General features: G+C 69.6%; 22 protein-coding genes. 9 read left to right on the top strand and 13 right to left on the bottom strand.

Annotated elements, in window-relative coordinates:
* Positions 1 to 39 precede the first annotated feature (39 nt).
* Both KIS93_RS57370 and KIS93_RS57365 read left to right on the top strand, forming a co-directional pair.
* Positions 40 to 936 carry an FAD-dependent monooxygenase gene (locus KIS93_RS57370; protein WP_222108080.1) on the top strand — a complete coding sequence of 299 codons (897 nt, stop codon included), beginning with the start codon at positions 40 to 42 and terminating at the stop codon, positions 934 to 936.
* Positions 937 to 1224: 288 nt separating this feature from the next.
* The gene (locus KIS93_RS57365; RefSeq protein WP_080046820.1) at positions 1225 to 2451 is read left to right on the top strand and encodes a cation:proton antiporter; all 1227 of its coding nucleotides are present in this window, start codon (positions 1225 to 1227) and stop codon (positions 2449 to 2451) included.
* A 903-nt stretch (positions 2452 to 3354) separates the two neighbouring features.
* Here the strand turns inward: KIS93_RS57365 and KIS93_RS57360 are convergent.
* Positions 3355 to 4530: an FAD-dependent monooxygenase gene (locus KIS93_RS57360; protein ID WP_080039480.1), complete on the bottom strand. Its 1176-nt coding sequence runs from the start codon at positions 4528 to 4530 to the stop codon at positions 3355 to 3357.
* Positions 4527 to 4979 (bottom strand): GbsR/MarR family transcriptional regulator, encoded by a 453-nt coding sequence (locus KIS93_RS57355; protein WP_080039479.1) that lies wholly within the window; start codon positions 4977 to 4979, stop codon positions 4527 to 4529. Before KIS93_RS57355 ends, KIS93_RS57360 begins: the two co-directional genes overlap by 4 nt.
* Before the next feature lie 119 nt (positions 4980 to 5098).
* Here KIS93_RS57355 and KIS93_RS57350 point away from each other — a divergent pair, with 119 nt between their 5' ends.
* Positions 5099 to 5776, top strand: a complete 678-nt coding sequence (locus KIS93_RS57350) for a DUF998 domain-containing protein (RefSeq protein WP_080039478.1) — start codon at positions 5099 to 5101, stop codon at positions 5774 to 5776.
* Between the two features lie 222 nt (positions 5777 to 5998).
* On the opposite strand, the gene KIS93_RS57345 is transcribed toward KIS93_RS57350, so the two are convergent.
* Positions 5999 to 6979, bottom strand: coding sequence for a GlxA family transcriptional regulator (locus KIS93_RS57345; RefSeq protein WP_222108130.1), 981 nt, complete (start codon positions 6977 to 6979; stop codon positions 5999 to 6001).
* A 54-nt stretch (positions 6980 to 7033) separates the two neighbouring features.
* Here KIS93_RS57345 and KIS93_RS57340 point away from each other — a divergent pair, with 54 nt between their 5' ends.
* Positions 7034 to 7816, top strand: a complete 783-nt coding sequence (locus KIS93_RS57340) for an NAD(P)H-dependent oxidoreductase (protein ID WP_329607738.1) — start codon at positions 7034 to 7036, stop codon at positions 7814 to 7816.
* A gap of 159 nt (positions 7817 to 7975) precedes the next feature.
* On the top strand, positions 7976 to 8470 hold the full coding sequence (locus tag KIS93_RS57335) for a hypothetical protein (protein ID WP_080039476.1): 495 nt from the start codon (positions 7976 to 7978) through the stop codon (positions 8468 to 8470).
* A gap of 156 nt (positions 8471 to 8626) precedes the next feature.
* Here the strand turns inward: KIS93_RS57335 and KIS93_RS57330 are convergent, their stop codons facing one another.
* Positions 8627 to 9235: a TetR/AcrR family transcriptional regulator gene (locus KIS93_RS57330; RefSeq protein WP_080039475.1), complete on the bottom strand. Its 609-nt coding sequence runs from the start codon at positions 9233 to 9235 to the stop codon at positions 8627 to 8629.
* Positions 9232 to 10680, bottom strand: a complete 1449-nt coding sequence (locus KIS93_RS57325) for an FAD-dependent oxidoreductase (RefSeq protein WP_080039474.1) — start codon at positions 10678 to 10680, stop codon at positions 9232 to 9234. The genes KIS93_RS57330 and KIS93_RS57325 overlap by 4 nt, the downstream gene beginning before the upstream one ends.
* Before the next feature lie 187 nt (positions 10681 to 10867).
* Here KIS93_RS57325 and KIS93_RS57320 point away from each other — a divergent pair, with 187 nt between their 5' ends.
* Positions 10868 to 12217, top strand: a complete 1350-nt coding sequence (locus KIS93_RS57320) for a TrkH family potassium uptake protein (protein ID WP_080039473.1) — start codon at positions 10868 to 10870, stop codon at positions 12215 to 12217.
* Positions 12218 to 12303: 86 nt separating this feature from the next.
* Here KIS93_RS57320 and KIS93_RS57315 read toward each other — a convergent pair whose 3' ends face one another.
* The 4 genes from KIS93_RS57315 to KIS93_RS66880 all read right to left on the bottom strand — a co-directional run bounded on the left by KIS93_RS57315 (position 12304) and on the right by KIS93_RS66880 (position 15580).
* Entirely contained in the window at positions 12304 to 12666 is a 363-nt protein-coding gene (locus KIS93_RS57315; protein ID WP_080039472.1) for an STAS domain-containing protein, read from the bottom strand.
* Between the two features lie 254 nt (positions 12667 to 12920).
* Positions 12921 to 14210: an ArsB/NhaD family transporter gene (locus tag KIS93_RS57310; protein WP_080039471.1), complete on the bottom strand. Its 1290-nt coding sequence runs from the start codon at positions 14208 to 14210 to the stop codon at positions 12921 to 12923.
* Positions 14207 to 14650 (bottom strand): CBS domain-containing protein, encoded by a 444-nt coding sequence (locus KIS93_RS57305; protein ID WP_080039470.1) that lies wholly within the window; start codon positions 14648 to 14650, stop codon positions 14207 to 14209. Before KIS93_RS57305 ends, KIS93_RS57310 begins: the two co-directional genes overlap by 4 nt.
* Positions 14651 to 15037: 387 nt before the next feature.
* Positions 15038 to 15580: a hypothetical protein gene (locus KIS93_RS66880; protein WP_230466247.1), complete on the bottom strand. Its 543-nt coding sequence runs from the start codon at positions 15578 to 15580 to the stop codon at positions 15038 to 15040.
* A 344-nt stretch (positions 15581 to 15924) separates the two neighbouring features.
* Here KIS93_RS66880 and KIS93_RS57295 point away from each other — a divergent pair, with 344 nt between their 5' ends.
* Positions 15925 to 16623, top strand: a complete 699-nt coding sequence (locus KIS93_RS57295; protein ID WP_155127653.1) for a hypothetical protein — start codon at positions 15925 to 15927, stop codon at positions 16621 to 16623.
* Between the two features lie 211 nt (positions 16624 to 16834).
* On the opposite strand, the gene KIS93_RS57290 is transcribed toward KIS93_RS57295, so the two are convergent.
* The gene (locus tag KIS93_RS57290; RefSeq protein WP_080039469.1) at positions 16835 to 17302 is read right to left on the bottom strand and encodes a hypothetical protein; all 468 of its coding nucleotides are present in this window, start codon (positions 17300 to 17302) and stop codon (positions 16835 to 16837) included.
* 352 nt (positions 17303 to 17654) lie between these two features.
* On the opposite strand from KIS93_RS57290, the gene KIS93_RS69430 reads away from it, so the two are divergent.
* Positions 17655 to 17999: a transposase gene (locus KIS93_RS69430; protein ID WP_155127650.1), complete on the top strand. Its 345-nt coding sequence runs from the start codon at positions 17655 to 17657 to the stop codon at positions 17997 to 17999.
* A gap of 321 nt (positions 18000 to 18320) precedes the next feature.
* Here KIS93_RS69430 and KIS93_RS57280 read toward each other — a convergent pair whose 3' ends face one another.
* Both KIS93_RS57280 and KIS93_RS57275 read right to left on the bottom strand, forming a co-directional pair.
* Positions 18321 to 19394, bottom strand: a complete 1074-nt coding sequence (locus KIS93_RS57280; protein WP_080039468.1) for a hypothetical protein — start codon at positions 19392 to 19394, stop codon at positions 18321 to 18323.
* A 492-nt stretch (positions 19395 to 19886) separates the two neighbouring features.
* A complete protein-coding gene (locus KIS93_RS57275) occupies positions 19887 to 20234 on the bottom strand; it encodes a hypothetical protein (RefSeq protein ID WP_080039467.1) in 348 nt (115 codons plus the stop codon).
* Between the two features lie 612 nt (positions 20235 to 20846).
* On the opposite strand from KIS93_RS57275, the gene KIS93_RS57270 reads away from it, so the two are divergent.
* Positions 20847 to 21218: a hypothetical protein gene (locus KIS93_RS57270; protein WP_155127647.1), complete on the top strand. Its 372-nt coding sequence runs from the start codon at positions 20847 to 20849 to the stop codon at positions 21216 to 21218.
* Between the two features lie 30 nt (positions 21219 to 21248).
* Here the strand turns inward: KIS93_RS57270 and KIS93_RS68095 are convergent, their stop codons facing one another.
* A complete protein-coding gene (locus KIS93_RS68095; RefSeq protein WP_268966972.1) occupies positions 21249 to 21377 on the bottom strand; it encodes a hypothetical protein in 129 nt (42 codons plus the stop codon).
* Positions 21378 to 21483 lie beyond the last annotated feature (106 nt).

Below are 21483 nucleotides of genomic sequence, written 5' to 3'. Positions count from 1 at the left end.
TCGGCAGGCGCACTGCTCCTGAGCCTTCTGCGCCCTGACATGGAGGCGGTGCTGCGGCAATGCCTCCCACCCGAGGTGGAGCTGCGCTACGGTACGGCCTTGACCGACGTGGCCAATCGCTCCGACGGTGTGACGGTGACCCTTCAGGACGGCACCGTACTGGATGCCGATCTGCTTGTGGGCGCAGACGGGATCCACTCGACCGTCCGCCGGCTCGTGTTCGGGCAGGAGAGCCGTCACCTGCGCTACCTCGGCCTGCACACGGCGGCGTTCACCTTCGACGACCCGGACGTGCATGCCGCTACCAAGCACACGTTCTGCCTTACCGACTCCATCGATCGGCAGATGGGCTTTTACGCCCTCCGCGACGGCCGCGTCGCCGCGTTCGCGGTGCACCGCAGCGCCGACCCCACGCTCCCGGACGATCACAGGGTGGCGATTCAGCGCGCCTACGCCGGCCTGGGATGGGTGACGCCGCGCGCGCTGGAGCAGTGCCCGCCGGCCGTGGACATCTACTACGACCAGGTCGCGCAGATCGAGCTCGCGCGGTGGAGCGCTGGCCGGGTCGTCCTGCTGGGAGACGCCGCCTACGCGGTGTCACTGATCGCCGGGCAGGGCGCGTCGCTCGGCATCGCCGGCGCCTTCCTGCTCGCCGACCGGTTGGCGCACGCACCGGCAATCCAGCGGGGCACCGCTGAATTCGAGCGTTTGTGGCGACCCGTGGTCGAGGACAAACAACGCAACGCCCGGTCGATGGCCCGCTGGTTCCTGCCCTCTTCGCCGATCGATCTACGCATCCGGCGTGTCATGCTCCGCCTCACCCGAATGCCCTTCGTCTCCGGCTACGTGACCTCCATCCTCGCGGGCGAGGACACCAAACTCACCGACGTCATGCGCCAGGCCTCCGGCACCACGGCCACACCAATGGTCGCGTAGCGCGACCGGTCCGGTACGAGGACGAAACGGCCTGTCGCAAGAGCAATGTCGTTGCCCATACCTCCGCCTGCCGATGGCGGCACTCGTCACGTCGCCAAGGTGGACATCGACGTCGAGGTCGTCGCACGTCACCTCACAAAGTAAAGCGCTCGCCAAGAACGCGCTTGTCGCTCTGACAGTCGCTCCTGTTAGGGTGGGCGCGGTGCGCCGGGAAGTCTGGTCGGCAAGATCGTGCGATGAGTTCCGACCGGAAGGCCGTTCCATGACGACCCCCACGTGGTGCCCCTGATGGGCGTGCTGCTGACCGCGTTCGCGTGCGTGCTCCTGCTGGCCGTCCTGCTGTCCGGCCTGGCCCACCGCACCATCCTGTCCACCGCCGCGCTGTTCCTGGTGGCCGGGTTCGTGCTGGGCGATGGCGTGCTCGGCGTCGTCTCGCTCAAGCCCGGCGACGACCTGGTGGCCACGCTGGCCGAGCTGGCGCTGTTCACGGTGTTGTTCACCGACGGCATGCGGGTCGGCTGGGCCGAGTTGCGCAGCGCCTGGCGGCTGCCCGGCCGGGCGCTCGGCTGGGGCCTGCCGCTGACGCTGGTCATCACCGCCGTCGGGGCGCACTACCTGCTCGGGCTGGGCTGGATCGAGTCGCTGCTGGTCGGCGCGATCCTGGCGCCCACCGACCCGGTGTTCGCCGCCGCGCTGGTCGGCAACGAGAAGGTGCCGCCCCGGCTGCGGCAGCTGCTCAACGTCGAATCGGGCGTCAACGACGGGCTGGCGCTGCCGTTCGTCATCCTCTTCCTCGCGGTCGCGGCCGGATCCGACGACCTGCACCTGGGCGAGCTGGGCCTGGAGCTCGGCCTCGGCATCGTCATCGGGGTGGCCGTCCCGTGGTTGGCGATCAAGCTGGAGCAGACCCGCTGGTTCGCCGCCTCCACCCCGTACGAGCCGCTCAACGCGCTGGCCATCGGCCTGCTCGTGCTGGCCGTGGGCAAGGCCACGCACGGCAACCTGTTCCTGGCCGCGTTCTCGGCCGGGATCACGGTGGCCACGTTCGGGCCGCGGCAGCGCGAGTCGTTCGAGCACTTCGGCGAGCTGATCGCCGAGGTGTTCAAGCTGGCCGCGCTGCTGGTGTTCGGCGCGCTCATCACCCCGGCGCTGCTCAGCTCGGTCGGCTGGCAGGGGTGGCTGTTCGCGGTGCTCGCGCTGATCGTGGCCCGGCCGGTGGCGATCTGGCTGTCGTTCCTGCGCTCGGGACTGGGGGTGCGCGAGCAGGCGGCGGTGGCCTGGTTCGGGCCCAAGGGCTTCGCCTCCGTCGTCTACGGGCTGCTAGTGCTGGGCTCCGGGATCGCCGCCGCCGTGCCGGTCTTCCAGCTCGTCGCCGTGACCATCGTGCTGTCGATCCTGCTGCACTCCTCCACCGACATCGTGGTGGCCCGCTGGTTCGACGACGAGCGCGAGGTCCCCGTCTGGTACGGCACCGTCACCCGCAAGATCCGCCGCCGGGAACGCCCTTTCCAGTGACGCCAGGAGACGCCATGGTGCCCGCTGCCCCAACTCATCCCGAGCGCGGCGCCGCCGTCGTGAGCCTGCCCTCAGGGCCGGTGGAGTATCGCCTGGAGGCAGACGGGCCCAGGACGGTCGTGGTGTTCCACGGCGGCCACATGCGGGCAGGATCGGCGCTGGGCGAGGAGGCGTTCGCCGTCGCCGGATGCTCGGTGCTGGCCCCCTCGCGTCCCGGATACGGGCGAACGCCCCTGACCGACCGGCACCACGGCCGTCGGCTTCGCCGACGCCACCCTCAGTTGTGCCGGGTCCTGGGCATCGACCGCCTGGCCGCCGTCGTGGGGATCTCGGCAGGCGGACGTACCGCGCTGAGCATGGCCGCTCGCACCTGGTCGAGCGGGTCATCCTGCAAAGCTCGGTCGGGTTCCTGCCCTGGCAGACCGGCTGGCCGGCTGGCCGGCTGGGCGGTCGGGCGGTGTTCAACGGCCGGGTGGAGGCCGGCACCTGGGGCGTCCTGCGACTCCTGCTCCGCGCGGCACCCTCGCTGGGGCTGCGCCTGCTACTGCTTGACCTGTCGGTCCTGCCTGCGCGCCAGGTGCTGCGGAACCTGTCCACGGCTGAGCGTGGCCTGCTCGTCGCCTTGTTCACCTTCATGCGCTCGGGGCACGGTTTCGTCGCCGACATGCTCCCCGTACCGGACTGCGCCGCGCAGGTCAGCCAGCCCGCACTGGTTATCGCGACCCGTCACGATCGGTCGGTGTCCTTCGCCCACGCCGAATCTCTGGTCGCGGCGATGCCGAGAGCCGAACTGGTGGTCAGCCAGGCCGACAGCCGCCTGATCTTGTTCGGCCTCGACTATCCCCGTGTCGCCGCGAGGGTCGCTGCCTTCTCACCTGAGTCAACCCGCAAGGGTCCTTCGTTTCAGGAGTGTGTGGTCGGCTCCGGCAGGCGGGGTGGCCGCCACCGCCAGGTGGCGTTGCCGTCGGCCGCGATGCCCTTGCGCCACAGCGGTGCGGGCATGAGCCGGATCATGGTGACCAGGGTCCGGTGCGCCGCCGTGGAGGTGGTGCGGCGCCCGTCCGCGCGGGCGCCGCGCGCGGTGGCCTGGGTACGGGGACGGCGCTCGGCGTCGTAGCGGGCCAGCGCGGCCTCGATGCCGGATTCGGTGTGCAGGGCGGCGGCCAGCACGACGGCGTCCTCGAGGGACTGCCCGGCGCCCTGGCCGCGGTCGGGGCTCATCGCGTGGGCGGCGTCGCCGAGCAGCGCCACCCGGCCGCGGACGTAGGTGGGCAGCGGGTCCAGGTCGCGGATGTCGATGTGGATCACGGCCTTGTCCGGGGTGGCGGCGATCAGGTCGGGGATCGGGTGGTGCCAGCCGGCCAGGCGAGCGGCCACCTCCGCCTTCTCCTGCTCGTAGCGCAGGTCCGGCCGGTCGGCGGTGGTGACGAAGGCCCAGTAGGCGCGGCCGCGGCTGATCGGGTGGATGAGGAAGTAGGCGCCGGGCCCCATCGTGATGCTGCCGGACAGCTCGCCGGAGTCGCTGGGGATTCCGCTGGTGTCCGCGACGCCGAGCCAGGCGGTACGGCCCAGGAAGCGGGGCGGTGGTGCGTCCGGCCACACCGCGCGGCGTACGGTGCTGCGGATGCCGTCCGCGCCGATCACCAGGTCCGCGCTCAGCTCGCCGCCGTCCCAGACGACCGTCACGCCGCCGTCGTCCTGACGCAGGCCGGTGACCTCCGTGCCGGTGCGGACCCAGCCGCCGGGCACCGCCTCCAGCAGCAGCCCGTGCAGGTCGGCGCGGTGGAAGGCGAGCAGCGGGGTCGCCTCGCCCCGGCGGGCCCGCTGCAGGTGACGGCCGTCGGGCAGGCGCAGGTTGCCGGCGGAGTAGGAGGGCACGCCCGTGGCGCGCGCCTGCTCGCCGACACCGAGCTCGTCCAGAGCCCGCAGCGCGTTCGGCGCCTGCGACATGCCGGCGCCGATCTCACCCAGCTCCGGGGCGCGTTCCAGTACGGTGGCCCGCCAGCCGATCCGCCGCAGGGCGACCGCCGTGGCCAGCCCGCCGATGCCGCCGCCGACCACGATCGCGTGCCCGGTCATGCGTCCTGTCCCGGAAGTGGTGCGTTCTGGAACACCTTGGCCATCCATTCGAAGGTGGTGTGCGCCTGGCGGATGCGTTCGGCCCGGTCGTCGTCCGGGCCGACCAGGTCCAGGCCGTCGCGGGTGATGTCGAGGAACGAGGTCAGGCCGGCGATCTGCTTGCGCACCACGACCGCCCAGGCGTCCTCGGCCATGCGGTAGTAGACGGTGCGCTCGCCCGGCCGGGTGCGCCAGGTCAGAAACCCCATGCCGGTCAGCAGCCGCAGGTTGGAGGTCAGGGAGGCGCGGCTGGCGCCGATCGCCTCGCTGATCTGTCCGGCCGACTGCTCCGGCGGATCGCACACCATCAGCCAGCCCAGCACCCGCCCGGCGATCGGCGGCACCCCGTCACGCGCCAGGTACATGGCGACTCGTTCGACCCATTCCAGCAATGGATCCTGCTCGCTCACACCCACCCCTGTTGCAGTAGTTTCAGTACAAGCTAAAATCACTGTATCAAGTCAGAGGTGAGCCGGGAAGTCTGGTCGGCCCGCGTCGCTGGTCGCCGCGGAGAAGAGGAGAACTTCCCATGCCCTCTCGTACTCTTCGGGCGCTGCTCCGCAGCGGCATCGCCGCCGGAGTGCTGGTGCCGGTGCTGCTGTGGGCCGACGGCGCCACCCGGCCCGGCTACAGCCTGTGGCACCACGGCGCCAGCCAGCTCGGCACCGGCGAGCGCGCCTGGCTGCAGACGATCAACTTCGTGCTCGGCGGGCTGCTGCTGGCCGCCTTCGCCCTCGGGGTACGGCGCGCCCTGCGGCCGGGGCGCGGCGCCACGTGGGGCCCGATCCTGCTCGCCACCGCCGCGGCGGGCCTGGTGGTGGCCGGGCTGGTGCCCACCGACCCGGCGCTGGGCTATCCGCCCGGGCAGGCGAACATCGTCACCGCGAACGGCCGCATCCACCAGGTGGCCGGCTTCCTGCTCTTCGCCGGGCTCAGCGGTGCCGCGTTCGCCCTGGCCGGACGGCTCGGCGAGACGAACCGCCGATGGAGGGCCCGCTCCCGGCTGGCCGGTGCCCTGGTCATCGTCCTCGCCTTCGCCGCCGGCATCGCCTACCGCCTGGACGCGCTCGGGATCTGGCAGCCGGCCCCGGCGGGCCTGCTCGAACACCTCTCCCTGCTGACCGGCTTCGGCTGGATCGTCGCCGTCGGCACGTACCTGCTGCGACGCCACGTGGCGTACACCGCCGCGGCCGGCAGGACCGGCTGACGCGTCGGGCTTCTACTCGGCGATCCCGCGGATATGGCGGAGAAGCAGTGCCGGGCCGGTCAGGTACGAAGCCCGCCCTGACCACTCCGAAGCCATGGTCCACACCGTCATGATCGACCTCATGACCCGCCGCCTCGCCGGTGAGAACACCCCACCCGGCGCGGCGTCCGACCCCGGGACCAGACAGGACTGAACGCCCTCATGACCTTGGAATGTGTCAGGTCAGGGGCCGCGGAATGTGGCGCGGTAGGCGCTGGGTGAGACCCCTAGTTCGGCTTGGAGATGCAAGCGCATGGAGCCGGCGGTGCCGAAGCCTGCGGTGACGGCGACCTCGTCGATGGACAGGTCGGTGCGTTCCAGGAGGGAGCAGGCGCGCTCGATACGCTGCTGGGTGAGCCACCGTCCCGGCGAGGTGCCGATTTCCTCACGGAAGCGTCGGGTGAATGTTCGCGTGCTCGTCGATTCCTGGGCCGCCAGTTCCCGGAGCGTGATGGGCCGGTGCAGGTTCGCCAGTGCCCATCGGCGTGCCTTGCTGGTCGAGGAGATTCTCGGGTCTGGCATCGGCCGCCGCACGTATTGCGCCTGCCCGCCCTCGCGGTGTGGCGGGACGACGGAGCCGCGTGCCACGTCGTTGGCGACTGCTGCGCCGTAGTCGGTGCGAATCATGTGCAGGCACAGGTCGATGCCCGACGCCCCTCCGGCAGAAGTGAGGACACCGTCGTCGTCGGTGTAGAGGACATCCAGATCGAAGAGGACGTCCGGGAATCGCTCCTGGAAGCGGGCTGATGAGCGCCAGTGCGTGGTGGCTCGCCGCCCGGTGAGCAGGCCGGCCGCGGCCAGCACGAACGATCCCGTGCAGATCGAGGCGATCCGGGCACCGGGTCGAATCCGCGCCAGCGCGGCGGTGAGCGAGGGTTCGAGCGGCCTGCTTCGGGGCTCGAAGTCGTCTACGGAGGCTGGAACGATGACGGTGTCGGCCTCGGCCAGCGCCTCGGGGCCGTGCGCGACGGTGACGGTGAAGTCGGCGTCCGTGTGTATGTCCCCGGGCTCGGGTGCGCAGGTCACGACCTCATAGAGCGCGGCGCCGGCGGCCGAGCGCGCCTGGCCGAAGATCCGGTGAACGATGCTGAGCTCGAATGACAGAACCTTGTCACGGGCCAGGATCGCCACCCGGTGACGCGCGTCACCGGCAAAAGCAGCCATGGCCCGATCTTCGCACATGTTGTCCATCAGGCCAGTCGTCGTGGTGCTGGCCGCATGGCCATGATCGACGTCATGAATGTCCTTTGGATCCTTGCCCACCCCGAACCTCGCTCGCTCAACGGCTACCTCGCCGCAGAGGGGCAGCGCGCGCTCCGCGTCGGAGATCACCACGTTGAGGTGTCGGACCTGTACGCGATGGGCTGGAACCCCGTCGTTGACGCCGCCGGATACGCCCACCATCCGGCGGAGCGGTTCCAGGTCGCTGCTGCCGCGAAGCAGGCATATGAGAGCGGCGCGCTGAGCGCCGACATCCGAGCCGAGCAGGAAAAGATCCGCCGGGCGGACACCATCGTCGTCCAGTTCCCGATGTGGTGGTTCGGAATGCCCGCCATCCTCAAGGGCTGGTTCGACCGGGTCTGGCACCAGGGCTTCGCGTACGGGTTGCGCGGCCCGGACGGCGAGTGGATAGGTTACGGAGACGGGTTCCTCGCGGGTAAGCGTGCGATGGCGGTTGTGACCATGGGTGGGCCGGCGTGGCTCTACAGCGAGCGGGGCATCCACGGAGCCGTCGACGAACTGCTGTTCCCGTTGCAGCACGGCACCCTGTTCTACGCGGGCGCACAGGTGCTGCCCCCGGTGCTGATTTCGGGTGCCGACAGGTTCACGCCCGAGGAAGGCGAGGCAGCGGCCAAGGAACTGCGCGAGCGTCTGCTCGCGATCCCGACGACCGAGCCGATCGCGTACCGAACGCAGAACGGCGGAGACTACGACCAGAACCTCGTGCTGCGACCGGACGCGGCACCGGGCCTGACCGGACTGCGAGCGCACGTGGCCTGACGCCCGGTACAGGACGCCGATGCATGGACAACTCTGGGCGCCCCTACCCGGCGACCTCGGCGTGATGGGCCTCGCCCGCTCCACCGCTCAGGCCCGCCGTTCAAGCCCTCAAGGAGCATCAACCGTCTGAGGGCGAGTGGTGGGCCCGCGGCGTGTCCGATGCGGCCCACCCCGCCGACGCCTCCGGCCGACATCGCGCGGGAGACCGGCTACAACCACGAGACGATCCGGCTCCGGCGGTGGATTGAGGAATTCGTCGGCACGCTGCGCTCCCGCCGCGACCTGGCCGCCGGCATCGCCGATTTCGGGGGCGCCGCCGGCGATGCGATGGCCCGGATCTACGACGACCACGCCCAGACCTTGTCCGACCTGCTCGAGAACCGCGCCGGAGACCTCGTCGACCAGCTCGCCACCACCCTCGCCCAGCGGGAAGATCGGGCGGCCTGCTCGCCAGCGGTCTCCGCCCGGTGCTACCGCGTCTATCTGAGCGGCATCGCCACCCTCCTCCTGGCCGGGGAAATTCGACTCCGGCTACGTGGAGCGCGACGACGACCGGCATTGGCATCTGGCCGGCACCATCTACGCCAACCGCCACGACCCGGCGATCCTCGTACACCAGCGCGTCGGGAGCCGATGGACACTCAACCTCGGTAACCCCGTGGCCCGGACCGCCTTGACCATCGTCGCGGCAGCCGCGCTGCTGTCACTTCTCGGCGTCGTCCACCTGCCGTCCATCAGCGGACACCTGCCGGCCCGCGCATGCGTGCGCTCGTGCACGGCAGGCCGGCCCGGAGGACGGACCGGGCGCCGTCACCGTGGCGGCCGATACAGCCCGACCTGCCGGTAGACGCTCTTGAGGTAGTCGAGCATGCCGGCGGCGTCCGGCGGGTTCGGCTGCAGGACGCGCCAGGTCACCGCGCCGGCCATCATGTCGATCAGCACGTCGAGGTCGGCGTCGGCGGCCACGGTGCCCTCCTGCTGGGCGCGTCGCAGCAGCGCGGCGGCCAGCTCGCGGCGCGGCAGGACATGGTGCCGCCAGTAGACCTCCATGAGCTGCGGATGGCTGACGGCCGCGCCCATCATCCGGGCGACCAGCGCGCGGAACGCCGGGCTCGCGGTCATCTGCGCCGCCGCCTCGATGACACCTTCGATGATCTGCTGGGGGTCGAGTTCGGCGATGTCGGCGGGGGAGGGGACCAGGTCCGCGCTGACCGTCTGCTCGACCGCCTGGGCGATCAGGTCCTCCTTGGTGCTCCAGCGGCGGTAGACGGTGAGCTTGCCGACGCCGGCCCGTTTGGCGATCTGCTCCATGCTGGTGCCCTCGACGCCGCCTTCGATGAACAGCTCCAGCGCGGCGCGCAGGATGGCGGCGTCGGTCTCGGGGTCGCGGGGGCGTCCGCGTCCTCGGCGGTCGGTCAAGCGAGGGCTCCGTCCAGCCAGCGGGTGGGGTCGCCCGTGCAGGCCAGGTGGGCGTCCGGGCGTACGAGCATAGCGGGCAGCGCATCGGCCGGGCGCAGGTGCACAACGTGCTCGCCGAGCCGGCGGCGGGCGGTCTCGAACAGGTCGCGGTCGCCGAGGACCGCCCATCGGCCGCGCAGTTCGGCGTGCAGGCGGGTGCGGGTGCCGTCGGGGCGCTCGCAGGCCAGGTCGGGGATGCGGTCGCCGGGGCGCGGGCGGCGGCCGCGTCCGCCGAGCGGGCCGCGCCGGTAGCTGACCCACAACTGGGAGGTCGTGTACGTGGCCCAGCGCTGCAGCACGGGCAGGTTGAACACCGGCACCATGACGCGGTCGCGCAGGAACCGGCCGGCGGGCCCGGCGGCGATGTTGACTTTGGTGGCGGCGGTGCTGCCGCGCAGGACCTGGGTGGCCAGCGGGCGCCGCTCGGCCTCGTAGGTGTCCAGCAGTTGCTCGCCCGCCCGGCCGTGCGCGAGGAGGGCGAGTTTCCAGGCGAGGTTCTCGGCGTCGCCGAGGCCGGTGAGCATGCCCTGCCCGCCGAACGGGGCGTGCGCGTGCGCGGCGTCGCCGGCCACCAGGATCCGGCCCTGCCGATAGGTGTCGGCCAGGCGGCGGTGCACGCTGAACAGCGACGCCCAGGACGTCTCCAGCAGCCGGCCGCCGAGGCCGCCGGAGCGTTCGGGCAGGATGCGGCGCATCCGCTCGACGATCTGCTCCTCGCCCGGCTTGTCGTCGGTGAAGGCGGGGTCGTAGGCGAGCAGCCGCCACTGCCCGCCGGGCATCGGCATGGCGCCCAGCATGCCGTCGGGGTGCACCCAGCCGCTGGTGCCGGAGCGGTCGAGGGTGGTGTCGAGGGCGGCGTCGACCAGCAGGAAACGTTCGCTGACCTTGACGCCGGGAAAGCCGATGCCGGCCAGCTTGCGGACGGTGCTGCCGGTCCCGTCGCAGCCGACGAGCCAGTGCGAGCGCACGGTACGGCCGTCGCTCAGCACGGCGGTGACGCCGTCGGCGTCCTGGTCGGCGGCCACCAGGGCGCGGCCCCATTCCGGCCGGCCGCCCAGCTCGGCCAGCCGCTCGCGCAGCCGCGCCTCGACGCGGGCCTGGGAGATGACCATCGGGGGAGCGGCGGTGTGCAGGCCGGGGTCGCCGAAGCGGATGCGCATCATCGGGCGGTCGCCGGCGTAGGTGGTGATGGTCATCGCCCGGACCGACTCCTCGGGCAGGCCGGTGAGCGCGTCCAGCCGGTCGAGGACCTCGGAGCCGCGCGCGTGCACGAAGTTCGCCCGGGACGTGGTGGCCGGGCCGGGCGCCTTGTCGATCACCCGTACCGAGACGCCGTGCTGCAGGAGAGCGCATGCCAGGGCGAGGCCCACCGGCCCGGCTCCGGCGATGAGAACGTCGGCTTCCATGGCATCCTTCAGATTATTTACGGAACTGTATCGTAAATAATTTAGCGCGCGGATCGCCGGAGGGTCCAGGGCCCAGCCCATCTCGTTCCTGTTACCGTAGGGCGCGGTGCGCCGGGAAGTCTGGTCGGCAGGTTCGTCCGCCATGCCGACCGGAGGTTGCGGGGCACATGCTCTTGACGGTGTTGACATGAGACGGTCCCGGGCGGTTCTCGCTCCCTTCCAGCACCCGGCTCAGGTGATCGTCACCGGATTCGGAGCGGCTGTCCTGCTCGGCGCGGCCCTGCTCGCGCTGCCGATCTCCACCCAGTCGGGGCAGTCGGCGGGCTGGCTCACGGCCTTGTTCACCGCGACGTCCGCGGTGTGCGTGACCGGGCTGGCGGTGGTGGACACCGAGTCGCACTGGTCGCTGTTCGGCGAGCTGGTGATCGCTGGGCTGATCCAGATCGGCGGGCTGGGCATCATGACCCTGGCCACGCTGTTCACGCTCCTGGTGGCGGGCCGGCTGGGCCTGCGTGCCAAGCTGTTCGCCCAGGCCGAGACCAGGGCCTCGAGCATGACCGACGTGCGGCACGTGGTCCGGCGCGTGGTCGTCTTCAGCCTGGCCAGTGAGGCCATCGCGGCGCTGGCCCTGACCGGCCGGTTCCTGTTCGGCTATGACGAGCCGTTCGGCCGCGCGCTCTACCTGGGCACCTTCCACGCGATCTCCGCCTTCAACAACGCGGGCTTCGCCCTCTGGTCCGACAGCCTGATGCGCTTCGTCACCGATCCGTGGATCTGCCTGACCGTCGCCGCCGCGGTGATCGCCGGCGGGCTCGGCTTCCCGGTGGTGTTCGAGCTGCTGCGCACCTGGCGGCGGCCCCGCCGCTGGTCGGTGCTGACCAGGATCACCGTCACGGTCACCGCGGTCCTGCTTGTCGTCGGCACCCTGGCCTTCCTGATCACCGAATGGCACAACCCGAGGACGCTCGGCCCGCTCGACGACCCGGGCAAGCTGCTGGCCGCGTTCTTCACCGCCGTCATGCCGCGCACGGCGGGCTTCAACAGCATCGACATCGCCGGCATGTACCCCACCAGCTGGCTGGCCACCGACCTGCTGATGTTCATCGGCGGCGGCAGCGCCGGCACGGCGGGCGGCATCAAGGTCACCACGCTGGGCATGCTGGTCTTCGTCATCTGGTCGGAGATGCGCGGTGAGCACGAGGTCAACATCGGCCATCGCCGCCTGCCGGAGACGGCACAGCGCCAGGCCGTTTCGATCACCTTGATCAGCGTGGCCCTGGTCGCGCTGTCCACCTACCTGCTGATGGCCCTGACCCCGCACCGCCTGGACCAGGCGCTGTTCGAGGTCGTCTCGGCATTCGGCACGGTCGGCCTGTCGACCGGCATCACCGCCGACACCACGCCGGCCGGGCAGGTGCTGCTGGTGCTGCTCATGTTCATCGGCAGGATCGGCCCGCTCACCCTGGGCTCGGCCCTGGCGCTGAAGGACCGCACCCGCCGCTACCAGCTGCCCGAGGAACGGGTCATCGTCGGCTGAGACGAAGCACAGCCCTACCCCGGGCAGACGCGCTGAGCATGCCGCGCGCCCGCGCCTCCAGTGTGCCAGGGGCTTGCGGCTCCGTCTCAGGCGTCCAGGCGGGAGATGGCGTCACTGATCGTCGGTGCGTGATCGAATCCATCGGCTGCCATGCCGAGCACGCGGCGGCCGTTCGCGATGACCATCCGCCCGCCTGCGTCGCGCGCCTGTCCGCTGGCCGCCCGCAGAACGCCGAGACCGGCCTCGTCCACCAGGGTCACGCCGCCGATGTCCATGATCGCCTTGGGCGGGATGTGCGTGGCCAGCGTACTGAGCACGTACATCTGGAGCATGTCGACGGATGGGCCGGTAAGAGGGCCTCTCAACTCGATCAGCAGGACATCGCCGCGAATGCGGATCCTGACAGAGAAGTCGTCGGGGTCAGGATCCGGGGGCTGGGAGTGGAGCATCGAGAGGGCTTCCGGGTCGGCGACAGTACCTCGCCGACCAGACTTCCCGGCACACCGCTGGTGACTTTACCGGTTTCACGTGTACGGGTTAAGGGCGGGACGGCGCAAGGTGCGGCGAGTGACGATGCCGCCCATCCAGGGAAGACGACATGCCGGACGCCGATGCGGCGCAAGATCTCGCCGTGCTGCTCGATGCCGGTCAACGATCTCACGCTCCTTCAGTGGCGAGCCGCACAGCCGTATCGGCGCCGGGGTCACAGGTAGCGCAGCCACAGGTACGGCACGCACAAGGCGATCGTGACCACGGTCACGACCAGGCCGTACTTGGTGAACTGCCAGAAGCTGATCGGGGTGCCGTTGCGGGCGGCGATGCCGAGCACGACCACGTTGGCCGCCGCGCCGACGGCGGTGGCGTTGCCGCCGAGGTCGGCGCCGAAGGCCAGCGCCCACCACAGCACCTGCGCCGGCCCGTTGCCGCCGTTGGCCTGGACGAGGTCGGCCACGATGGGGCTCATGGTGGCCACGTACGGGATGTTGTCCACGATCGCCGACAGCCCGCCCGACGCCCCCAGCAGCAGCATCGTGGCCAAACCGAGCTGTCCCTGGGTGGCCTCGGCCGCCGCCTTCGACAGCTGCGGGATCACTCCGGTCTCCACCAGTGACCCGACCATGACGAACAGCCCGGCGAAGAACACCAGCGTCGGCCACTCGACCTCGTGGATGGCCTCCTCGGCGGTGACCCGGGTCGCGGCCACCAGCACCCCGGCGCCCAGCACGGCCACCACCGACGGCTCGTAGTGCAGCACCGGGTGCAGCACGAACGCGGCCATGACCAGCGCCAGCACGGCCAGCGACTGCCACAGCAGCCGCCGGTCGGCGATGGCCTCGCGCTCGTTCAGCGCCATGACCTCCGCCGCCCGCTCCGGGTCGTAGACGAAGAACCTGCGAAACAGCAGCCGGCACAGGCCGATGAACACGATCATCAGCACGAGCACCATCGGCGCCATGTGCACGAGGAAGTCGTTGAAGCTCAGCCCGCCCCGGCTGGCGATGATGATGTTCGGCGGGTCGCCGACCAGGGTGGAAGCGCCGCCGATGTTGGAGGCCATCGCCTCGGCGATCAGGTACGGCGCCGCCGGCAGCGCCAGCCGTTCGCACACCAGGAACGTCACCGGCGCGATCAGCAGCACGGTGGTCACGTTGTCCAGCAGCGCCGACGCCAGCGCGGTGATCACGACCAGCAGCACCATCAGCCGGTACGGCCGGCCGCGCGCCCGTTTGGCCGCCCAGATGGCCAGGTACTCGAACACGCCGGTCTGTTTCAGCACGCCGACGATGACCATCATGCCGAGCAGCAGGAAGATGACGTTCCAGTCGATGCCGGTCTGTTCGGAGAAGAACGCGGCGCCGGCGTCGGTGGCGTGGATCAGCAGCATGATCCCGGCCCCGCCGAGCGCCGCCGCGACCCGGTGCACCTTCTCGCTGGCGATCAGCGCGTACGCGAGCAGGAAGACCGCCACCGTCACCCAGGCGAGCACCGTCACGCCGGCACCGCCCGCTCCAGCAGCGCCTGCAGCGTCACGGCGCCGATGAGCACTCCGTCGTCCACCACCGCCACCAGCGGGCTGCGCGTGCGGGCCATCAACGCCGCCATCTCCAGCAGCGTGGCATCGGGATCGGTGAGGGGAAGCTCGCGCGGCCGTGGCGGCAGCGCGTCACGGACCGTCCGGTCGGCAACCGAGCGCAGGAACCTGTCGGCGTGCTCCTCGTCCACCACCCGCGCCAGCGCCGGATCCTCCTGGCAGTAGTCCGGCACCGCCAGGCGCAGCACCTGCGTGCCGGGCAGCACGCTCACGGGTCTTCCGCGCTCGTCGACCACGATCAGACCGGGCAGCCGTTGCTGGGCCAGCAGGCGGGCCGCCGCCGCGATGGACGTGTCCGGGGTGACGGCCGGCAGGTCGGTGATCAGGTCGCGCGCACGCATCGGGAAGCCTCGCTCGGGAACGACGACAGGAACTCGCCGACCAGACTTCCCGGCACACCTCTGACAACCTATCAAGAACCGTCCGAACCAGGCGGTCCGCCCTGACCCCTGGTGGGGCGCGGCTGTCGGACGGGCTGCCGCGGATCTCCTCCAGCGGTGAGCCGGCGTTGTCGACCAGGATGTCGAGTTTTCCGTCGTCCTGCCCGATCCGCTCGGCCACCTCCCGGACGCTGGCCGGGTCGGTGATGTCGAGGTGCACGTACGGTAGGACGAGCCGTCCCGGCGGCCTCGTCACGCGCGCCGACGATCGCCGTCACGCCTCACCTGGCCAGCAGCTGGGCGGCTGCCAGGCCGATGCCCCTGGTGCCGGTGTCAGCGCGATGGTGCTCATGGCGGAGTGCTCCTGTGGGTGTCGAGGTGGGTGAAGTACGCCCATGGGGATGGGGTGAGTGCCTGGTGGACCAGCGGGAGAAGCGCTCTCTCCTCATGCCTGAGGTGCCCCGTCAGGCTCGTGATCAGCGCATCAGTGAGGCCGCCGAGCCGACCAGGCCCGGCATCGGCGGGCCGGTGCCTCGTCGATGGCGTCGATGAGCTCGTCGAGGACGGCCGTGCTCGGCCTTCAACCCCTTCAGCAGCGTCAGGATCCCCGGCCGGCGGGCCAGAGCCCGGCGCAGCGGCGGCCACAGCGCCTCGTCCTCGGCCGCGAAGTGGCATCGGAGCGAAGTGCTTGAACCGCCGCCAGCGCAGCACGTGGCGGGCATCGCGGCTGGCCTGGACGGTCAGGCGCGCCAACGCGGTCACTTCGCGGCGCAGCGCCTCGTGCCTGCCGTACATCGCCGTCATGTTCAGCTCGCCCAGGCCGGACCAGCCCCAGCTGGTGCCGGCGGGCTCCTCGATGGCGGCATTGAGCCGGTTGAACAGGTTGGTCACGCCGATCACCAGAAGCAGCGCGGATCAGCCGGATCAGCGTCATCCGGCTGACCGCCACGGCCAGACGTGCGGCCAGGCGCGCACCGGCACGGCCGCCCAGCGCCAACGCAATTCCCCGCAGCGCCTGGCCGGCCACGACGCTGCGACGGCCATAGCCAACGGTCAGGCCCGGCACTTGCTCGGCGAAGGTGCGCCTGCCGCATCAGGCATCGCTCATAGTGGCTGTGCTCGCGCCGTGACGGTGTCCCACAGCTGGGACAGTCCGCCCCGATCGCCATGGTCCTGGCCTTGATCCGCACCGACGCACCAGTATGAAACACCTGGCCAACGCACACATGAGCCAGATGAGACAAGAAGACAGTCAGCAGCTCCTTGATCGACACACGGCGATGCTGCTGATCAAGAAGCCAGCTACCGGCCAGAACACTCGAACCGTGATCTACCTGACCGACGGCTCACGGAATGTGCGCCTGAGCCCACCGACCTCGCTCAACCCGCCAGCGCGCCCAAACCCTCCAGACGTGGCCCGGGACGCCCGCCCGGCATCCCCAACCGACGGCCCGCGCCACGCTACGACGTCGGCAAGACCGTCAAACGCGGCCGCACCCTCGCAGCCCTACAACAATCCGGAGGTTAAAGAACAAGCTTGGAGCTTATCTGCGAACCCGCCACCGACCGCCCTTTTTGTCGGAAAGGTGAGGTGCCATATTGATCTCATGGCAGATCGAAATTTACTTAGCGCGACGCGCGCACACGTACGCAGGGGCAACGCTATCGGGGCGGATCGATCCCCCGCCTGGATCGGCTGGCTGACGGCAGTCGCCGCCGCCTGGATCGTGTTCACGCACATCGTCGGCATCGTCGCGGGCAACCCGCAAAGCCTGGCCGTCAAGGCATGGGGATGGGGTGTCGTCGCTCAGTGGGTTGAGCACTGGCTCGTCCCGGGTGTCATGCTCGTTCTTCTTGCGTTCACGATCGAGTCCCTGGCGTATAGATACCGCCGTCGTTCTCGCCATGGAGATGACCGGCCTTATGATTCGTGACGCCAACAGAGGTGAGGTTGAGCGCCGTGGTCAGGTGCGACAGCGGCGTGCGGCTGTGTCAGGGCTGACATCCAGTACGGCGGCGATCTCGTTCCAGGTGGCGCCGGCCGCTCGGTCGGCGGCGACGGCTGCAGCCAGGGCAGTACGGGCCTGGGCGAGCAGGGGCAGTGCGGCTTCCTAGAAGAGAGTCGGGACCACTACTCGAAAGAATTCAGCGGCGCTGCACCCAAACGTTCGATTCCACCAACTCTCCGCGGTCATGCTGTCGATCAATCATCACCGGAACGAGGGCGCCAGGCACGACGTAGGAGCCGGACTCGGGAAACGACATATCGGCCCACTTCTCCCAATCCGCGGCGGAACCCGTCATGACCATGGAGCGCTCCGCCGGGCACGACATCCAGGCACCCATCCGGTGGTGGGTCCGCAACCACGGGTCTAAGGGAGCGCCGTCCGGTCGTGTCCGGGTCATGAACCGGCTCATCGGCGTCAACGGATAGCGCGCCTTCAGCGTCGGGGGCAGGTCTTCGACGTTCCCATTCCACCGCACTGGAACGCCCCAACCCGCGGCCACGATTCGGTTGTCCCCATCGACGAGTAGCAGATGCAACTCCTCGAAGGACTCCCGTACCCGTTCCAGGTGATCGAGGAGACCGCCCATGGCGGCATTGATGTCCAAGGCGCTGTCAAAGGGTGCCTGAAGAGCGAAATTTGTGTTGATGTGTTCGCTCCCGTGACATTTGGGTGAGCTGACCGCGCTCGTGCCGTTCGAGCTCGTCGATGCTGTGCTGGAGGAGACTCGCGGCGTGCAGCGTCGTCTGCGCGCTGCCCTCGTGTGTCGGGCGCGACGGCACTGGCGATCGCGTGCGCGCTGGCCGGGCGAGCCGGAGCCGCTCTGCTGGCCACGATCGGGGTGCCGCTCAGCCGCGCCAGCGTGCTGAGCGCCCTAATGGCGCTGCCGGAGCCGCCGCCGATGGTCCCGGCGGCGATCGGCGTCGACGACTTCGCGATCAAACGAGACCAGCGGCGCTATGCCACCACCATCATCGATGCCGTGCCGCATCGTTGCGTGGAGGTGCTGCCCGATCGGCTCGGCGTCACCTTCGCGCACTGGCTTGCAACAGCATCCCGGGGTCCATCTCATCTGCCGGGACCGCTCGACCGCGTACGCGGCCGGCGCCCGCAACGGCGCGCCGCAGGCGGTGCAGTGCGCCGACCGCTGGCACCTGCTCAACAACCTCAGCGAGGCCATCGAGAAACTCGCCCTGGCCCACCGTGGCTGCTTTCGCGACATCGCCACAGGCCAGGGGCCGCGACGAAGATCCACCTGTGGGAGCATGTCGGCGAGTCCCAGAGTTCTGCATGTGGCGAAATGATCCAGCCGGCGTGCCAAATCCGTACGCGGGCCACCGGGGCTGCGCTGCGCCGCCGTGATCGCGCTGCCGTACGACCTCTGGGTGCAACGGATAGGCACCGGCCGTTCGGCCCCCGCGTCCCTGCGAGTGGCAGGCGCAGACAACAAGGCGAGCACGAACGGTGCTGAGGCGCGGCCGACGTGGCCGGGAACTGGCGTCGAGCCGCGGAGCTGGGATCCTTGCAGAACCTGGGAAAGAGACGGGGGGACAAGCGGTACAACAGGACCATGCCAGGTCGTGGAAGTACACGTGTCCCGTTTATCGGACCGTGGCCTGACATCCTTAGCGAATACGTTTCAGCATCCTCCGTAGTCGCGCTCGCTTCCGCCGTTTTTCCCTGTCTGTCTGTCTCGCCGCTCTGTCGCGCTTCTCCTGCGTGGAGCCAGGCACCTCGACCGCCTCGGGAGAGCTGGACCTTTTCTGGTTGCGGCGTTCGGCCAGGACCTCCCAGGCTGCTTCTCCAGCCCAGGTGAGAAACGAAAGGGCGGCTCCGGTAAGGAGGCCGGCCCAGTAGAGGGAACGCTCGGCCGCCTTCTGGGCTGGCATGGACGTGAAGGTGCCGTACTGATACGAGACCGTGCTCTCGCCGAGGTTGTCGTAGGCCGAGATAGGCGCCACATTGACGGCCTTTGCCGACGTCCTCCACAGGAGACCGGGACCCTTATAGCCGGTCGAGACGAGCTCTGGCTTGATCTGCGTCGCCTCGTCGTGTTCCAGGGAGATGCTCCAAACAGCGGAGATCGCTGCCACGTTGTCACGCTGTCCGACGACGGTGAAGCCGGGCAGTTGCGCACTGAGGGCGGCTCCGCTTCTCGCGAATATAGGGTTCCGCAAGAATCCGGTGATCTCGATCGATCTTGTGGGGCCACACGTCTCCCTCGTCAGCGTGGTCAAGGTGGTGAAGACGTCGACCTCGTATTCGTTCACGGTTGTCTCCGCCTTCCAGTTGAAGGCATACATTTCCCGCATCGGCAGGTCGACCAGGCGGAGAGTTGTCGGGGTGCATGGGCGGTAATTCCGCGACCCCTCGGGGACATCCGCTGTGATCTCCAGTCTGAAAAAGGACGGATCCTCTTCCTTGATAGAGACCGCGAAGATGACTCTTTTGGGGACGGTACCCAGGTCGAGAATCACGTGTCCCGGTTCAGTCACAGTGGGGAAGGTGGTGATCGCATTCTGGTATTCACCGAAACCCAGCAACGCCGTGGCCAACGCGATCAGCGACAGAGAAGCTGACAGCCGCCATGGCCCGGTGAACAACCGGATCACCCTGCGCCCCAGCCGGTCGAGCAGCAGATCCTGATCATCTGGACTGTGCGCGGACGACCCTAAACGATCGACGCTGGTGTGAGACACACCATTACTATCCCCAGCTCACACGCGCCTCTCGCCGGGAAGCCGTCATCTGTTTCTCATCGCGTGATGCCCATGCGCCGACGCAGGCCAGCACGCCGGTGGGAGTCCGCGTGGGCCGAAGGTGGGCGGCACTGCGACGGCAGAGGCGACCGGAATCGCGCATGGTGGTCACCGATGACGGGTTCATCGGTGCCGAGGCCGCCGCGATCGCTCGCGACATCGGCCTATCGATCATCATGGTGATTCGACCGCCGCGCCGAGGCACGGGCACTCGGAAAGTCGGTTTCGGAGCATGCGGCCCGACGCGGCGGCCCTTCATGCCAGCTCTTCCATGCGTCTATCTGAGCCGGCCACAAGACAAGCGCGGTTTCGGCCCGGCGCTCGGACTGCTCGGCTCATATGTCGCGTTCGAGCTGCTCAGGTACCTGACGCGTCAAGAGCCGCCGGCACACGCCGGTCGGCCGCTCGTCCTCGACTTCGCCCTGCTCGTTCCTACACGTCGACGTCAAGATTGCCGAGGAGCTGCCGCAGTGATTTCGCGTTCTCTGCGAAGCGACGGGCCTCGTCCGGGTCCAGCTTGACGCCGTCCCACCGGCCGCCGGCACAGCTTGCGAGCTGAGTGGGGTCGGCGACGAAATCGGCTGGTACGTCGCCGCCGCCGTCCATGCAGGTAAGGATGCTGGCTTCCAGAAGCTTGTGGCAGGTGTAGCCGGACTTGGTCGGGCGGCAGTCTCCCCATACGTCGGCGTGGGCAGATCCGGCGGCGAGAAAGGTAGAGCCGACGATGCTGGTGACGACGATGGCGAGGGCGATGCTGATCGTGCGGAGGCTGGGAGACATGATTTTCCTTTCCACTGGAAGTGCTCCTGTATGGTCTTGCCCTTCTCGAAATATAACTTAACGTTACTTAGATATTACTGACAGTATCCATTGGTAAGAACCGGATCAGGGCAAGGCTTTCGAAACATGCGGCATCCTGACTGGTCGCGTGGCCTCGCGTTGGCCGAAGCCGAGGCCGACCTGGTCTCCCTCGCCGCCGTGCTGGCGGAGGAGTTCGCGGAAGAGAGGTGAACGGCGGAGCCCCGCGGGGCTCGACGAGCGTCCGGCCGACGATGGCCACATTCGGCGTGGCCGTGGCGTGCAGCCGGGGAAACACCGAATGGAGCCTGTCGACTCGATCGAGTTCGTCGGCGCCTCTGGCCGGTCATCGCCCGTCTGCTGGAGGGGTGGAGATCCGCTTCGTGGGCAGCGGCGCCGAGGTCCGCGACAACGGCGACGTGGTCGTGATCGGCTACGCCGGTGGCACCGCCGAGCGGTTCGATCTGCTTGTGGGGCCGGCAGCATCCGCTCGCGGACGTGGGAGCCCGTGTTCGGCGCGGAGGCGCGATTCGTCCGCCCGTTCGGCACCTGCCTGGCCTCGTGCCCGGTGCCGACCGCCACGGTTGGGGCCGCGTGCGCGCCCGCTACACCGAGCCCGGTCGCCACGTCGTCGTCTATCCCGGCGGCGAGCCTGGCACGCTGGTCGCCCTGCTACTGTTCCGCTCGCCGCACGGCGGGAGCGTCCCGCGTGACCAGCGGACAGGCCCGCTGCGGGAGCGCTTCGACGGGGCGGGCTGGCTCACGCCGTCTCTGCTGGCCGACGTGCCCGCCGCGGAATCGAGCTTCATGGACGCGCTGCCGAGGCGCCGACCACCGAGCCGGGCCACGAGCAAGCGCTCGCCCGGCACGAAGCCCGGATGCGTCCCGAGGTGCGGCGACACCGGCGCAACGCGCTCCTGTTCGCCCGCATGCTGCTGCTCCCGGCCGGGCCGGGCCGGCCGTTGATGGGGCTGCGCCGCACGCTCGCCGCGATGGTCAGAACAGCGGGTACGAGCTCCGTCGGCCGGGCCGCTGTGCCAGCCACCCCCAGACGGGAGCCAGTCGATCACCGGCGCAGGCCAGCACGGCCCAGCCCGCCACGATCGAGGCCCACAGATACGGCATCAGGATCCTTCCGGCGGATCGCACTCACCGACGGTGGCCCTCCTGACGCGGGCCGACGTTGCTGCGTTGGTCCCCGATTCCATAACAGAAAGATATGTCGCGCATG

Source organism: [Actinomadura] parvosata subsp. kistnae (assembly GCF_900323885.1).
Taxonomy (GTDB): Bacteria; Actinomycetota; Actinomycetes; order Streptosporangiales; family Streptosporangiaceae; genus Nonomuraea; species Nonomuraea composti.
The sequence above is the reverse complement of the archived record's forward strand: the minus strand, read 5'-3'. Positions and strand labels throughout refer to the sequence as shown.

What these genes read in the sequence shown, in the direction of transcription:
- KIS93_RS57370 (WP_222108080.1), top strand. Translation starts at nt 40, where the DNA reads ATGGAGGCGGTGCTGCGGCAATGCCTCCCACCCGAGGTGGAGCTGCGC.
- KIS93_RS57365 (WP_080046820.1), top strand. Translation starts at nt 1,225, where the DNA reads ATGGGCGTGCTGCTGACCGCGTTCGCGTGCGTGCTCCTGCTGGCCGTC.
- KIS93_RS57360 (WP_080039480.1), bottom strand. Translation starts at nt 4,530, where the DNA reads ATGACCGGGCACGCGATCGTGGTCGGCGGCGGCATCGGCGGGCTGGCC.
- KIS93_RS57350 (WP_080039478.1), top strand. Translation starts at nt 5,099, where the DNA reads ATGCCCTCTCGTACTCTTCGGGCGCTGCTCCGCAGCGGCATCGCCGCC.
- KIS93_RS57345 (WP_222108130.1), bottom strand. Translation starts at nt 6,979, where the DNA reads ATGGCTGCTTTTGCCGGTGACGCGCGTCACCGGGTGGCGATCCTGGCC.
- KIS93_RS57340 (WP_329607738.1), top strand. Translation starts at nt 7,034, where the DNA reads ATGGCCATGATCGACGTCATGAATGTCCTTTGGATCCTTGCCCACCCC.
- KIS93_RS57335 (WP_080039476.1), top strand. Translation starts at nt 7,976, where the DNA reads ATGCGGCCCACCCCGCCGACGCCTCCGGCCGACATCGCGCGGGAGACC.
- KIS93_RS57325 (WP_080039474.1), bottom strand. Translation starts at nt 10,680, where the DNA reads ATGGAAGCCGACGTTCTCATCGCCGGAGCCGGGCCGGTGGGCCTCGCC.
- KIS93_RS57320 (WP_080039473.1), top strand. Translation starts at nt 10,868, where the DNA reads ATGAGACGGTCCCGGGCGGTTCTCGCTCCCTTCCAGCACCCGGCTCAG.
- KIS93_RS57315 (WP_080039472.1), bottom strand. Translation starts at nt 12,666, where the DNA reads ATGCTCCACTCCCAGCCCCCGGATCCTGACCCCGACGACTTCTCTGTC.
- KIS93_RS57305 (WP_080039470.1), bottom strand. Translation starts at nt 14,650, where the DNA reads ATGCGTGCGCGCGACCTGATCACCGACCTGCCGGCCGTCACCCCGGAC.
- KIS93_RS57295 (WP_155127653.1), top strand. Translation starts at nt 15,925, where the DNA reads ATGAGACAAGAAGACAGTCAGCAGCTCCTTGATCGACACACGGCGATG.
- KIS93_RS69430 (WP_155127650.1), top strand. Translation starts at nt 17,655, where the DNA reads ATGCCACCACCATCATCGATGCCGTGCCGCATCGTTGCGTGGAGGTGC.
- KIS93_RS57275 (WP_080039467.1), bottom strand. Translation starts at nt 20,234, where the DNA reads ATGTCTCCCAGCCTCCGCACGATCAGCATCGCCCTCGCCATCGTCGTC.
- KIS93_RS68095 (WP_268966972.1), bottom strand. Translation starts at nt 21,377, where the DNA reads ATGCCGTATCTGTGGGCCTCGATCGTGGCGGGCTGGGCCGTGCTGGCC.